Annotated in this window: 14 protein-coding genes; 12 read left to right on the top strand and 2 right to left on the bottom strand. The window is 42.2% G+C overall.

Annotated elements, in window-relative coordinates:
* Positions 1-315 precede the first annotated feature (315 nt).
* From LCY76_RS20640 to LCY76_RS20610, 7 genes are read left to right on the top strand one after another with little or no spacing between them, the layout of a single operon-like run.
* Positions 316-480 carry a hypothetical protein gene (locus LCY76_RS20640; protein WP_248254216.1) on the top strand — a complete coding sequence of 55 codons (165 nt, stop codon included), beginning with the start codon at positions 316-318 and terminating at the stop codon, positions 478-480.
* Positions 477-1,178 carry a nucleoside/nucleotide kinase family protein gene (locus tag LCY76_RS20635; RefSeq protein ID WP_248254215.1) on the top strand — a complete coding sequence of 234 codons (702 nt, stop codon included), beginning with the start codon at positions 477-479 and terminating at the stop codon, positions 1,176-1,178. The genes LCY76_RS20640 and LCY76_RS20635 overlap by 4 nt, the downstream gene beginning before the upstream one ends.
* Positions 1,168-1,830, top strand: a complete 663-nt coding sequence (locus LCY76_RS20630) for an HAD family hydrolase (RefSeq protein ID WP_248254214.1) — start codon at positions 1,168-1,170, stop codon at positions 1,828-1,830. The genes LCY76_RS20635 and LCY76_RS20630 overlap by 11 nt, the downstream gene beginning before the upstream one ends.
* Positions 1,827-3,008, top strand: a complete 1,182-nt coding sequence (locus tag LCY76_RS20625) for a GNAT family N-acetyltransferase (protein WP_248254213.1) — start codon at positions 1,827-1,829, stop codon at positions 3,006-3,008. Before LCY76_RS20630 ends, LCY76_RS20625 begins: the two co-directional genes overlap by 4 nt.
* A complete protein-coding gene (locus LCY76_RS20620; RefSeq protein ID WP_248254212.1) occupies positions 3,005-4,273 on the top strand; it encodes an ATP-grasp domain-containing protein in 1,269 nt (422 codons plus the stop codon). Before LCY76_RS20625 ends, LCY76_RS20620 begins: the two co-directional genes overlap by 4 nt.
* Positions 4,273-5,844 (top strand): class I tRNA ligase family protein, encoded by a 1,572-nt coding sequence (locus LCY76_RS20615; RefSeq protein WP_248254211.1) that lies wholly within the window; start codon positions 4,273-4,275, stop codon positions 5,842-5,844. The genes LCY76_RS20620 and LCY76_RS20615 overlap by 1 nt, the downstream gene beginning before the upstream one ends.
* Positions 5,841-7,106, top strand: a complete 1,266-nt coding sequence (locus LCY76_RS20610; RefSeq protein ID WP_248254210.1) for an MFS transporter — start codon at positions 5,841-5,843, stop codon at positions 7,104-7,106. Before LCY76_RS20615 ends, LCY76_RS20610 begins: the two co-directional genes overlap by 4 nt.
* A gap of 171 nt (positions 7,107-7,277) precedes the next feature.
* On the opposite strand, the gene LCY76_RS20605 is transcribed toward LCY76_RS20610, so the two are convergent.
* Positions 7,278-7,655, bottom strand: coding sequence for a VOC family protein (locus LCY76_RS20605; RefSeq protein ID WP_248254209.1), 378 nt, complete (start codon positions 7,653-7,655; stop codon positions 7,278-7,280).
* 327 nt (positions 7,656-7,982) lie between these two features.
* On the opposite strand from LCY76_RS20605, the gene LCY76_RS20600 reads away from it, so the two are divergent.
* From LCY76_RS20600 to LCY76_RS20590, 3 genes are all read left to right on the top strand, one after another.
* On the top strand, positions 7,983-8,450 hold the full coding sequence (locus LCY76_RS20600) for a hypothetical protein (protein ID WP_248254208.1): 468 nt from the start codon (positions 7,983-7,985) through the stop codon (positions 8,448-8,450).
* A gap of 137 nt (positions 8,451-8,587) precedes the next feature.
* A complete protein-coding gene (locus LCY76_RS20595; protein ID WP_053356717.1) occupies positions 8,588-8,968 on the top strand; it encodes a PaaI family thioesterase in 381 nt (126 codons plus the stop codon).
* Between the two features lie 258 nt (positions 8,969-9,226).
* Entirely contained in the window at positions 9,227-10,465 is a 1,239-nt protein-coding gene (locus LCY76_RS20590; RefSeq protein ID WP_248254207.1) for a CynX/NimT family MFS transporter, read from the top strand.
* A 446-nt stretch (positions 10,466-10,911) separates the two neighbouring features.
* On the opposite strand, the gene LCY76_RS20585 is transcribed toward LCY76_RS20590, so the two are convergent.
* A complete protein-coding gene (locus LCY76_RS20585; protein ID WP_248254206.1) occupies positions 10,912-11,130 on the bottom strand; it encodes a hypothetical protein in 219 nt (72 codons plus the stop codon).
* Between the two features lie 143 nt (positions 11,131-11,273).
* Between LCY76_RS20585 and fdhF the strand changes: the two genes are divergently transcribed.
* Both fdhF and LCY76_RS20575 read left to right on the top strand, forming a co-directional pair.
* Positions 11,274-14,249 (top strand): formate dehydrogenase subunit alpha, encoded by a 2,976-nt coding sequence (gene fdhF, locus LCY76_RS20580; RefSeq protein WP_248254205.1) that lies wholly within the window; start codon positions 11,274-11,276, stop codon positions 14,247-14,249.
* Positions 14,224-14,721, top strand: a complete 498-nt coding sequence (locus LCY76_RS20575) for a helical membrane plugin domain-containing protein (protein ID WP_062237319.1) — start codon at positions 14,224-14,226, stop codon at positions 14,719-14,721. The genes fdhF and LCY76_RS20575 overlap by 26 nt, the downstream gene beginning before the upstream one ends.
* The last annotated feature ends 13 nt before the right edge of the window (positions 14,722-14,734 follow it).

The following is a 14,734-nucleotide window of genomic DNA, read 5'->3' as shown; positions in this document are numbered from 1 at the left end:
TATATAAAGAGAAACAACCTTTATCACTAAAGGCTTCAACTTTATTTACCATGATTAACCATCGTTTTCCGTGATTCTGGATTAAGACACGGCTCAAAAGAGCTCTATTGTAATCTATGGGCAGGCAGCGTTCATGACGCAAGGGTAGTCAAAATCAACTCCCTGCTCGATGCCTCGGCATTATTAGAAGATTCAGGTCTAATCGTACAAGCGTTGGGATATTACGGAAAAGCGCCAGACATTTTTGTTGATCAAAACCTTATCTGGTCCAAGTCATCAAAAGAAAGAATAACGGCTGATTCAGAGGGGGCTGCTATGATTGCCGGCCAAGTATTTAAAAACTTATCAGTTTTGAGAGTAGAACCAACACCTTTCGTGCAAAAAGATAATGCTGCTTATGGTAAAGATCTATATAGGCTTTTATCTTCCCGGTTAATCCAATCCATTACAGAATCCAAGGAACCGGTGGGAGAACTATGACGTTATCTCAGGATAGGCTTATAAATAACTTATGCTCCCTTATCATTAAGCAGCGTTCCGCTGATACTCCTTTGATTGTGGGTATTACCGGTATTGATACGTCTGGCAAAACTCAATTAACATATGAACTTCACAAGCACTTACAAACGTTAAATGAGTCCGTCCAAATCGTTCATGTAGATGATTTTCACAATCCAAAATCTAAGCGATATGTGCCTGATCTGCCAGAAGCGGATCAATACTATAACCTCAGTATTAATTTTGATGAACTTGTAACTAAAGTGCTTAATCCCATAAAAGATCAAGGCCAGCTTCAAATCACCTTAAATCACCTTGATATACTTTCTGACAGTATGTCATTACAAAAGGAATACAGTATCTTTCCAAATTCTATTGTTTTACTTGAAGGCGTATTTCTGTTTCGGCCTGAAACATATCCGTTTATTGATTTCTCTATCTTTTTGAATATCGATGAAGATACTGCTCTACAGCGTGCGGCAATTCGTGATGTTCCGACACAAGGAGAGGAAGTATTAAATAAATACCACACAAAATACTTTCCGGCACAGAGAACATATTTACAAATATATCGTCCAGATCTAATTGCAGATGTAGTTATTGATAATTCGGATTGGACAAGTCCAATCGTGGCTAAATGGCCTTCTTTAGGAATGGGGGAAGTTTATCATGGGAAATAAAGTTGCCGGAGTAATCTTTGATCTTTGGAATACCCTTGTACCTTTATCGGATCAAATTAAGCAACAGGCGTTTATTGAGACGTCAGCTACATTGGATTTAGAACCGCAAAAATTAATAAATCCATGGTCTGAAACGCGTTCTCGACGAGAAACAGGTGATCTATATCAATATTTGAGCTGGATGCGAGATGAACTTGCTTCTGGATGGACCGAAGAAACGATATTAAATGCAATGAATGTACGGAGAGATATACATGGTTCCGCTTTTGAATCGCCAGATTTCGAGGCAGTTTATGTCTTAGATCGATTGAAAAAAAATAATATACGTATTGCGGTTGTCTCAAATTGCAGCAGTGATGTCCGCAACATGATCTCTTCTTCGGTTATTGAGCCATTTATTGATGTTATTGCCTTATCTGCTGAAGTAGGCATTATGAAACCCGATCCGAAAATTTATCAATACGCTGCTTCTAAATTAGGCTTAGGCTGTGAGCAATGTATTTATGTAGGAGATGGCCTGGATCATGAACTGGAAGGTGCAGAAAAAGCTGGTTTAAAAGCATTTTTGCTTGACCGGGGAGATGGTATTCAGTGGAGTGGTGACTCGCTGAGCAGACTATCGGATGTGCTAAAGGAGGTAGGAATTGATTGAGTTTTAAACTTACCAGTTCTCTCCTTAAAAATAATTATGACATTACAGTAGTCTCTTCTATAGAGGATATTTCTGAAAGTGAGCTTTTGCCTCTCACAAAAGAACGCAGTTTTTATGTAAGCCGGCCATGGCTTCTTGCTATTGAACGCTTACGGGGCGGTGATACAGGATATGTTGTTACCCGTGATCATGCAGGTCAGCTTATGGGGGTCCTGCCAATTTACTGGGGAAAACCGAGCGCCAGAGGTTATTATGAACCGTTCAAGAGATTTCTTGAACGCTCTGGAGGAGACTTTCAGGCAGATGATTGGTCTCCTGCTTTCATTGTTGGCTCTCGAGCAGCTTACTCATGCGAGTTTCTTATACGTCCAACTATTCATTCTGAAGAAAAAGATGATGTTCTGGCAAGTATGCTGGATATTGCCAACAAATATGCTCAAGAATTTGGTGCTGCATCAACTTCTGCGTTGTATATCAATAAAAGTGGACGTACTCAATTAGAAAGTGTTATTGAGAACCATTCTGATTTTTTCCTTGCAGGGGCAAATTCCATATTAGATATTAAATGGAATGATTTTGATGAATATATGCAGAGCATCAAGTGGAAAAGGGGAGTGCTTCGCGAACAACAAGTTTTCACATCTAAAGGCTATTACATAGAGTCTTGTAAACTTGCTGACTCAATGAATACATTTGCTGAGCTATTTGCAAATCATGAACGAAAATATGGCTATAAGACTTCGCCTGATCAGGAAGCTAAAGAACTGCAAACGCTTGTAGACACTGCAAACGAGTATAGTCATGTCTTTGTTTTAAAACTTGGAGGTTCTGCTGTAGGATGTATTTTACTTTTCTTGTGGGGAAATACGATTTACGCCAGGACTGTAGGATTTGACTTCGATGTTATTGGAGGCGGCTACGAGTACTTCAACTTGGCTTACTATGAAGTCATTCGCTTTGCCATTGAAAACGGGTATGACCATGTTGAATATGGGATGGGCACTTATAGAGCAAAGCTAAAACGCGGAGCGAGGCTTGAACCACTCTGGGGAATAGTGAATTCCTCTACAAAACCAACACCATTTAAAGATTTTAATTTTGTTAATTGGGACAGGACGAGGCAAGAGGCTGTAACTGCCAGTGACATAAAACGATTAGAAAGGATTCAACTTCCATGAGGTCAATTCTTGTAACAAATACCGGTGATGCGGTGCATGCTAAAGCTTTAGCAGCAAGAACGGATATCCAAGTAACGTTTGTAACAGAACCAAGGTTTACTGACATGTATCCTCCCGAGACTGACATTGTTTTTGTTGATAATCTTAATGAGCCAGCCAATGCAGCTAGAACGGTCATTGAACAAAGAAACTGTAATCACTATGAAGCAGTAATTTCCTTATCTGAGAGAGCCGCTCAAACGGCTGCTTATTTAAGAGATTATTTAGGATTGGAAGGACCATCCTTCCATACCATAACGAATTGTACAAATAAGTTTGCTATGAAACAAAGATTTTCATCTGCTGAAATACCTACAGCTGATTATGCAATAGCCACCAGCTTAAATGACATATTCATTTCAGCTGCCAAAATCGGCTGGCCAATTATTGTTAAACCCATCATTGGAGCAGGTGCGGACGCTACAATGATTTTCAAAGATGAGGATGAATTATTTTCAAAGAAGGCTGAGAATTTTTTTAGTCTATTACAGCATCCTAAAACAACATCAGAAAAAGAATTTCCGGTGATCGTAGAGAAATTTTTGAATGTTATTAAAGAATTCCACTGTGATGGATACGTTGAGAATGGAAAAATAGTATTTGCTAAAGTCTCACAATATATTAAACCTGTCATTGAATATACTTCTGGTGGTATTTACGGTTCTTTTACTATTCATCCCTCAGATCCGTTGGCAAGTGAAATACTAGCTATGCATGAAAAAGCAGTAAAAGCTACAGGAATAATAAATGGGGTGACTCACTTTGAAGTTTTCCTTACACCGAATGGATTAGTGGCCGGAGAGATTGCATGCCGGCCAGGTGGTGGAGGCATTCGAAAGATGCTTAAATTTCAGAGTGGCTTTGACTCGTGGGATGCTCACATTGCTGTTTCTTTAGGAAATCAGTATGTGTGGGAATATCCTGAGCATGAAGAAGAACCTCAAGTCATCGAGCTTATGCTTCCGACCAAGAGAGGAAGAGTTCGAACAATAAGCAGTGCTGATGATTTTAATGATGTGCCTGGATTACTAGAAGTCGATATGAAGCTGAAACCAGGAAACATTGTTGATGGCTTGCTTGATTCATCTGCTATATGCGGTATTCTATTTGCTCATTTCGAAAGTCAAAATGACATTGAAAATATTATTTCTGCGGTTGAGAAAGCTTTTGTTTTGGAAGTTGATACAAGTGAAACAATAAATAATCAGCAAGAGGAGAAAAAGTAATGGAGAATAACGTTCTAATACTTCCCATGCAGCCAACTCCAAACGGGAGGATGCATATTGGCCACGGGTCAGGAACATACCTTAGAGCTGATGTATTAGCAAGGGCCTTGCGTATCCAAGGCCATCAAGTAAAAATTATCTCTGGAAGTGATGCCTTTGAAAACTGGGTGTTGGCAGAAGCAAAACAAAGTGGCAAAACACCACATGAGACGTGTGACTTTTATCATACCGCTATACAAGAGGACTTAAACAATCTTGATATTCACTTTGATGCCTGGATAGACCCTCGATCTCCAGAGCACTTTCCCGGCTATTTAGAAACCCATGAAGAAATTTTAAATCAATTACAAAAAAGCGGTTATGCCAATCTTGAGGATGAACGAGTCCCTTTTTCAAAAGAGACAGGGCAAGCTTTAATGGGAACCTGGATATCAGGGCGATGTCCACAATGTAAAGAACCCTGTGGAGGCAGTTCCTGTGTATATTGCGGGGCACATTTTCAGCCTGAAGAACTTATTGAGCCTAAGTCAAGATTAGATGAGAGTACATTGGAATGGCGTACCGTACAAAATTGGTTCGCAAGACCAACAGATATTTTGAAAATCCTTAATCACCTCGAAAGTACTGGTGTCCAAGCTCATTGGATGAAAGCAGCCGAAGAATATTTGACTCAAAGAGGAGGCAGGATCCGCCTCTCGGGACCCGGTTCATGGGGCATAAAAACTGACGTATTACCAGAAGGTTTTTTACTATCCAATCCGTATTACCAATATAGTGTGTATTGTGGTGACGTTTTTAAACGGCTAACCGGAGCGGAGATTCATCCTTTTCATCCGGAAAGTAAAGTAACGACAATAGGCATTTTTGGCAATGATAATTCTACTCCTGGTCTGGTTGCTCCACACGTCATCGCGCAAGGATCTGGGGGACATTTAAAGCCTTTTGATACGACAATCGTTAATGGCATGCTGTTCCTTGAAGGGCAAAAATGTTCCACGAGTAAAAAACATGGCATTTGGCTGGCAGATGTCCAAGAAAATAATACTGGAATTTCATCTGATGAACTTAGATATTTCCTTGCACAAGCACCTCTTGATAAGGGATCAGCTGACATTAGGCTTGAAGCAATGGTGGATTCAATAATGTCATTTAGAGAATGGTACAGTGAAAAGTTAATTCCTGCATTCAGTCTATTAAACAAAAACCAATTCATTCTATTTAACATGACAGATAAACTAGAACGAGCCCTGGCAGAACAAAAACAATGGTTGACTCCGCAACAGCTAGACCTTCCTTCAGCCGTAACGGTACTAAAGGATTGGATGTACAACGATACAGAGGAGACTGAAGAATGGCTGCTTGGGATCATTTTATTAGGGGCCCCTATTATACCTAAGTTATCTCATCAGTTGTGGAATCTAATGGGACTTGATGGGACTCCTGCCATCGAAGTGATTAAACATATTGAATTACAACCTCAAGATTTAAATAAAGATATGTTAACATTACGTCCGGAAATTTCTGTTGATTCATTAAAACCATTTATTCATCTTGCCGCTGTACACTCATGAGCAGCCGGGGAATATCATCTAAATTATTGCTTTTAGAATCCCGGCCATTGCGGCATTTGTTTTTTGCCCGGAGTATTTCTATACTGGGCGATATGCTGACACCAATCGCTTTAGCGTTTGCTGTTTTAAGCTTTTCAGGTTCGGCGTCGGGACTGGGTATTGTTCTGGCTGCTCGTGCTTTGCCCAGCTTAGTTCTTATGCTGCTCGGAGGGGTTATTGGAGACCGTTATCCCCGGCGGGCAATCATGATCATTTCAAATATTTTAGGTTTTTTATCCCAAGGATTAATTGGTTTATTATTAATCACAGATCATGCCAGTGTATGGAATATCGCTTTATTAACTGCACTAAGAGGGGTTACAAGCAGTTTTTTTAATCCAGCTTCTACTGGTGCAATTGCGCAAGTTGCTCCTGATGGTAAGAAACAAGAAGCCTTTGCTCTGTTTGCAATTGCTGGAAACATTGCGGAAATAGCTGGACCAGTTTTAGCCGGAATAGTATTGGTATATTTAAACCCTGGATGGATTCTAGTTGCAGATGCATTTACTTTTCTATTAAGCGCCATGATTATTATGACGAGCGGTCCGCTTGGAAATCCTAAAAAGACAAAATCGACAAATGGTTCTGTTTTTCAAGAATTACGTGAAGGATTGGCGTATGTCACGAAACAAACATGGCTGACCGTACTTATCGTAAGTGCAAGTGTTTTTCAATTTCTTTTGCTTTCCAGTCTTGGTGTGCTTGGTCCACTGGTTGCTGAAAAACATCTTGGAGGAGCACCGGATTGGGCATTAATTTCTACTGCGTTAGGAATAGGGAGTATTGCCGGAAGTATTATGGTTATGTATTTCAAACCTAAAAGGCCATTATTTGTAGGTTTTTTATTATTGATTATTGGATCCGGACCAACGCTGCTTCTGCTCGCACTTCCCGCTTCAACACCGATCATTGCTATATCTGAATTCATCTCGGGGTTCTCTATTTCCTTTTTTAGTACACTAGAAGCCACGGCTATTTCGAGATTGGTCCCTAACCATCTTATGTCACGTGTTGATTCTATTAACCGTTTTGGATCAATGGCTCTAAAGCCTTTAGGAATGGCAATTATAGGGCCTGTCTCAGGATTAATAGGTGTTGAAAAAACGTTGATACTCGCAGCTTCAATAACTATCCTGGCTGTTTCTTGGCCTTTAACCATATCAAGTATTCGCAATTTGAATTTTTCCCCACACAAAGAGAATGATAAGCAATTGATTGGTTAATTCCTTTTTACCAATCAGGCATAAGAAAAGCACTTATTCAGTCAGATTGAACTGTATCCTTAAATATTTCTAGATAAAAATCACGGCACGAAAGTTCACTATGAGGAACTCTCGTGCCTTTTTTTGGGTTCTAATTTTATTTATCGTTTGGTTCCTTGGATGTCCTCGACCTTATTTGTCTTCCCTTAATAAATAATCATTGCCATCTTGATCTTTGAATGAAAACATGTTCCCAAAAGGCAATCTAAGCATTTCATCTACTTCCACTCCACGTTGTTTCATTTCTTCATAAGCGGATTCTATATCAGTCGTACTGAATAAAACTGACGGATGTGCTACTTTAGACGGTTTATGTTGTTCCATTGCTTCCTTTGAATAGAGAACTAAGGTGGTAAATTCGTCGTCACTTGGTCCCACTTCAATCCAAGATGCGTCTGGCCCCATAGGCTGGTCCGCTTTTAAAACAAAGTTCATTTTATTTAGCCAGAAATCCTTTGCCTGTTCTTGATCTTGGACATATACCGTTATTTTTCCAATTTTATTAATCATATTAATCTCCTCTTTATCAAACCGTTATATAAATTGAGTTTATCAACATTCTTAGAATATACAAGAGAGTTTATACCTCCTGTAGTTCAGCCGGCAGGGGTTTTATGAAAATGATGTGTTTTGCAAGTAAACCTTGTCGAATCGCAAGTAAAGTGTGACTTTTCGCAAGTAATGAACGGAAAATCGCAAGTAAAGAAAGCAAAATCGCAAGTAATGAGAGGATTTTCGCAAGTAACCCACACCGTAAAAATTAGTAGACTATTTTTCCCCCTAGTAAACATAGGATATAAAGAGAGAATGGATTATTGGTAGAGTGTGGAGGGATCTATGGGTAAAAGAGAGCCTATAATCATTTTCATGTTGATGGTCGTGACGGGTTTATATGTTGGTTTTAAAGTGAATGATGCGCTGTTTGCAAAATACGTGCAGGCGGCATCGGTTTCATCAAATCTCGGACAAGAAAAGCCCTATGATTCAGTCAGCCAGCAAAGAGAAGCCAGAAACCAAACGAAAAAGGAGATAGAGTCAGCGTTTAATACGTATATGTCCTACAACTTCGGCGACTTAAATCGGTATCACGCCGTTCTTGATACGCAAGCCATTATCGCGAAGGAAGAAAAGTTCTTTATCATTCAATCAAAAAAGGCTGCCTATAATCAACAGGTAAAGAGCTTTTTCGATGTATGTGTGGCGCAGCACTTCAGTGGTACAGAAAGAGATCCAGGCAGCAAAGTGAACCAAGTTTGGTTGGTAGACAAGGATTTTACGGTTCTTGAGAAGGATAGAGTGGACTAGTTAGGACTTTGCGTTGCTTGAACACCGCGTCCGGCAATTCCATTATTGATATAAAGCCGAAGCTGTCATTTTTGACAGCTTTTCCTATTGAGCCCTATACTTCTAACTAATAAATAGTAAAGGCAGGAGGGGTGTTCATGTTTATAAAACAAGCGTTTGATCAATTTTTGGAGCTTGAGTATGAAAGAGTGGATCAGAAAACGGTTAAAGTGAGCTTACCCGTAAAATCGATGTATCGTAATAGTCTGGGAGTCGTTCATGGGGGCATTATCTCTTCATTGGCGGATGTAGCCATGTGCAATACGATTGAACCCAATGAAAACAATCAGCAAAAGGTGGTAACTGTCGACCTAAACGTTTCCTTTTTAAAAGGAGGAAAAGGTGATTTATTAGTTGCCCATGCACAGGTTGTAAAAGAGGGTAGAACACTGACCCATACCGAATGCCAAGTCTTTAATGATCAAAAGGAAATGGTTGCTAAAGCAAGTGCCGTCCTTTTTAATGTTGAAGGGGCATAACATGTTCATTCAACATCCTTTTACCCTTTATCCCTGTAAAGGACAGGGATTTATGTTATAATGGAATTATGACGCTTTTTCAGGCAGCTGCTTTCTACATAAATAGGCTGACTACATAGTGCCAGACCCCCCCACACGAGTAGCGTTTGTGGAGGAGTCGGGCATTTTCTTTTTTAGAAAGCACCGCTGTGTTCTGTTGTTTTTCAGGAGTTTCATCATAGAAGAAAGCTGCACCAAGAATTTTGAGGAGGAAGCAATGTGATTTCAAAAAAACAGATTTATCATACTCAATCCGTTTCTAAGCCTGGAGTATGGCTGCTCATCCTGGGCATCGTTTTTGCAGGTGCTAATTTAAGGGCACCGTTAACCTGTGTAGGTCCAATCATCGAAATCATTCGTAAAAATACTGGAATGTCCAATACATTAGCAGGAATGCTGACTACGCTGCCACTGCTTGCCTTTGCCCTGATCTCACCGGTCGCCCCAAAAATCGCCCGGAGGTTTGGATTGGAGCATACCCTGTTTGGAGCTTTACTTTTATTGGGAGCAGGTATTCTTTTGCGTTCTGTTCCTTTTACACCAGGTTTGTTCAGCGGGACGATTTTGCTCGGAATTGCCATTGCTGTGTGTAACGTATTGTTGCCAAGCTTAATCAAAAGAGAATTCCCAAACAAAGTAGGATTAATGACAGGTACTTATTCCGTTTCAATGAATATGTGGGCTGCTATTGCCTCTGGCGTCAGTATTCCGATTACAAAAGGGTTGGGGTATGGCTGGCGCTTTTCCCTCGTATGCTGGGCACTCATTTCTCTCGTATCCATTATTGTGTGGATCCCTCAGCTTCTTCAAAAACAGCATGTTCCTAAATCTTCTTCTTCAGGGACGCACCTTTGGGGTTCCGGGCTTGCATGGAAAGTTACCTTGTTTATGGGGCTGCAATCAACCGTCTTTTATGCGATCATAACCTGGCTCCCGGCAATTTTGCATCAACAGGGGGTTAACCCGACAAAAGCAGGCTGGCTTTTATCATTAACTCAATTTGCAAGCCTTCCGCCTACTTTTATTGTGCCGATTTTAGCGGGACGGAGTGCCAACCAGCGCAAACTAGTAGCTTTCACCGTCATCTTTCTGCTAATGGGATATGCCGGTATACTTAGTGGAGTAACCTCGCTGGCCCCCCTTTATGTCATACTGATCGGAATTGCCATTGGTTCGGGATTCGGCCTTGCCAACATGTTTTTCTTGCTGCGGACGCAAAATGCCCATCAGGCGGCAGAGCTTTCGGGTATGGCGCAATCTGTCGGGTATTTGCTGGCTGCCATAGGACCGGCTCTTTTCGGCTTCCTGCATGATAAAACCCATAGCTGGACCGTTCCGCTTATCATTTTAGTCGTTGCGGCCATACTTCTCTATGTAGTAGGGATAGGCGCAGGAAGCAACAGCTATGTAAGAACAGAAAATGATCATGGCAATACTAACCTTAAACAAGCTAATTGATAAATTATAAAGGTTCTTTTTCTAAAAAATTGTTGCTTTTGGGTCCTTTTTGTAAAGAGCCCAGGTGCGAGACTCTGCGGGAGCAGCGGGACAGGTGAGACTCAAGCAGGCTTAATTAGCTAGCTCACCTTATCCCTCGCGGAAAGCGAGCATCCTGAAACGGAAATCAACTCCTCCTAAGAGCAACAAAGTTACGAAAACAACCATTATAAAAAAGGGGCTGTCCAGAAAGTCGGAAATTGACCTTCAGGCAGCCCCTTTTTGGCTTGAAAAATCTTCAATGAAAAGTTAATTGAAGTGGAAGATGCGAGACTCCTGCGGGACTAGCGTGACAGGTGAGACTCCCGCCGGTGCTTGCACCAAGAGGCTCACCGCACGCCCCGCGGAAAGCGAGCAGCCTGGAACGGAAATCAACAGCTTACAGACTTCTTGGACAGCCCCCTTTTTTATGGCAATAAATACACCTCATAATTTGGATAATCGTTCAATTTCTCCCGTTTTAATCTCCCTTCATCCACCAGTGCATTCAGTCCCTGTTCAATTTCCATTGGCTTTACCCCATACAGATCAGCAACCTTCACTGTGGATACCGCCATACATTTCGGCACTTTCGTAGATGAAACAATCATCGATTTGACATGCGAAAACAATGCGTCATTCTCCATCCATCTAACACTCCTTCTTGAATCCTGTCTATAAAAATAGTAACCAATCCTGCTATCTCATATGCAGTTTCCTTTTAATTACTTTCATTTTTGGAAATGCTATGCAAAGGAAATGAAATAATGAAAAGAGGGAAGCGCATTCAATGGAAGAAAAACAGTTTTCAATCAAGATCAATGGAAAAGACTTTGCTGCCACTCAGGGAAAAACCATTCTTGAAGTTGCCAAATCTCAGGATTACGAGATACCGAGTATTTGTTACCATCCTGATCTTGGCACCATTCAAACATGCGATACCTGCTTTGTTCAAGTAGAAGGAGAGCTTGTACGGGCTTGTTCAACAAAAGCCAAGCCAGGAATGGAAGTAGATACGTTATCGAAGACGGTAAAGGATGCGCAATATGAAGCGATGTCGCGGATCTTGAAAAACCATGAGCTCTATTGCACCGTCTGCGATAACAACAATGGTAATTGTGTGGTTCATAACACCGCGGAATATTTGGAGATTGAACATCAAAAATATAAATTCGAAGCAAAGCCCTATCCGCCGGATAACTCTCATCCCTTCTACCGCTATGAACCAGATCAGTGCATTTTATGCGGGAGATGCGTCGAAGCATGCCAGGATCTGCAGGTAAATGAGACGCTGACGATCGATTGGGAACGTGAAGCTCCGCGTGTGATTTGGGATAACGATGTACCGATCGATGAATCTTCATGTGTTTCTTGCGGTCATTGTGTGACGGTTTGTCCATGCAATGCGCTGATGGAGAAATCCATGCTGGGAGAAGCGGGTTATCTGACAGGGATTCCAGCAAACATGCTGGGGCCGATGATTGATCTTACGAAGGAAGTAGAACCGGGGTATAACGAAATTTTCGCGATTTCTGAAATGGAAGCAGCCATGCGGAAAGCCCGGATTAAAAGGACCAAAACGGTTTGTACGTATTGTGGAGTAGGCTGCAGCTTTGAAGTGTGGACCAAAGGCAGGGATATTCTAAAAATTGAACCAAGTGAGGAAGCTCCTGTCAATGGCATTTCAACTTGTGTAAAAGGGAAATGGGGCTGGGATTTTGTCAACAGTGAAGAACGATTGACAAAACCTTTAATCCGTCAAGGAGAAGAATTTGTTGAAGCGACCTGGGATGAAGCACTGAAATTAATCGCGAGCAAGCTGACAGAGATTAAAGATCAGCATGGTCCAAATTCCATTGGCTATATCGCCTCTTCCAAATGCTCCAATGAAGAGAATTTCCTTTTTCAAAAATTTGTGCGTGCCATCATGGGATCCAATAATGTGGACAACTGCTCAAGATACTGCCAGTCCCCAGCCACAGCTGGTTTAATGCGGACGGTGGGTATTGGCGGTGATGCCGGGACAATAAAAGATATCGCGGCCGCAGAGCTTGTGATCGTTGTCGGGGCCAATCCAGCTGAATCTCATCCTGTGCTGGCTACAAGGATCAAGAGAGCGCATAAACTGCACGGCCAAAAATTGATTGTAGCCGACCTGAGGAAAAATGAACTGGCAGAGCGGGCTGATATACACTTTCATCCAAAACCAGGTACCGATTTGATTTGGCTTTCAGCGATTACGAAATATATCATCGATCAAGGATGGGAAGATCAAGAGTTCTTGAAAAACCGGGTGAATGGGCTGGACGATTATCGATCATCCCTGCAAAAATTCACGCTGGAATATGCCGAAGAAAAAACAGGAATAAAGAAAGATGAATTGATTCGAATCGCGGCCACAATTCATGAGGCGAAATCCGTTTGTGCATTATGGGCAATGGGTGTGACCCAGCACATGGGAGCGACGGACACGAGTACAGCGATCTCCAATCTGTTGTTGATCACAGGGAACTACGGAAGAACAGGAACCGGCGCCTATCCATTAAGAGGACATAACAATGTGCAGGGTGCTTGTGATTTCGGAACCATGCCTGCATGGTTCCCTGGGTATGAGCCTGTACAGGACAAGCAGGTGCGTGAACGCTATGAACAAGCATGGGGAGTTACACTGTCCGAAGAGCCAGGATTGGACAATCATCAAATGGTAGAGGCGATCCATAAAGGCGCACTAAAAGCGCTCTATTTGTTTGGAGAGGATATGTCATTGGTGGATTCCAATTCAAATTTCGTGGATGCCGGCTTTGAAAAACTGGACTTTTTTGTGGTACAGGATATTTTCTTCAGTAAAACGGCACAATTCGCAGATGTCATCTTGCCTGCCGCGCCAAGTCTTGAAAAGGATGGAACCTTCGTGAATACCGAACGCCGCATCCAGCGGTTTTATAAAGTATTGGAACCGCTTGGACAGTCAAAGGCGGATTGGGAAATCTTTCGGGATCTTGCCAACGTTTTAGGGGCGAATTGGAACTATACTCATCCAGGTGAAATTATGGCAGAGGCAGCGAGCCTTGCGAAAATGTTCGCGGGTGTAAGCTATGAAAGACTGGAAGGGTGGAAAAGCCAGCTTTGGCCTGTGGCGGCAGATGGAACAGATTCTCCTCTGTTATACCAGGAACGGTTTGCATTTCCTGACGGCAAGGCGAGACTGGTCGCTGTTGAGTGGACAGAGCCCTTTAAACCGGGAGAAGAGTATGACCTGCATTTGAACAACGGCCGTTTGCTGGAGCATTTCCACGAAGGAAACATGACGTATAAATCTGATGGACTGACACACAAAGTTCCACATCCTTGGGTGGAAATTTCTCCTCAGCTTGCTGTTGAGCGAAAGATCGAGGACGGTGCGTTAGTCAGCCTGACTTCTCCGTATGGAAATGTGGAAGTGCGGGCGATTGTGACCGACCGGGTAAAAGGCAATGAGCTTTATTTAACCATGAACACAAGGGAAGACATTGAAGCCGTCAATAAGCTAACGAGCAGCTACCATGACATTGTTACACATACACCGGCCTACAAAGAAATGGATGTGAAGATGGAAGTACTGGAGGCGTCAGGAGAACCGCCGCTTCCGAAAGTGAATCACCGTTTTGGCAACCGCATTCCCCAGATCAGTGTTCGTGTAGAAGGCAAGTGGAAGCGTTCGGATTTTACGCCAATAGAAGATTTAATAAGGGGGGACGAATATGGCGAAAGCAATCAAGCAAATTAAAAAGCAAATTCACACCCGGGAAGAAGTGCAGGAAGAAGCGGTTTCAGGCATTGTCAATGAGCTTGCAAACAACAGCGAGGCCATTCTGACCATGATAGGAATCGTGAAAAACCTCCATGAAATGGGTGCCCTGGATACGCTTTCGGCACTGATTGAAAAACGCAATGATGTGGGAGTGATCGCCGTTCAACAATTGAACAAGCCTGAGATGCACAAGACGATAAAAAACGGAATCAACGCTTTTAACTTCTTAGGCACCTTAAACCCGGATCAACTGAAAACCATGCTGTCGGGACTAAGCAAAGGGCTGGAACGGGCGGCCGAATCCGTTGAAAAACAGGAAAAGCCAAGCCTCTGGGAATTAGGCAAAAGGATGAGAAACCCTGAAACGAGGGCAACGATGTCGATGATGACGGAGTTTTTGCAGGGCATGGGTGAAGGTATTTCGGATGTACCAAGACATAATAAATAAAGGGTGAAGCCAG

The sequence above is a fragment of the Fictibacillus marinisediminis genome (assembly GCF_023149135.1).
GTDB classification, from domain to species: domain Bacteria; phylum Bacillota; class Bacilli; order Bacillales; family Fictibacillaceae; genus Fictibacillus_C; species Fictibacillus_C marinisediminis.
This window is presented reverse-complemented; position numbering and strand designations above follow the sequence as displayed.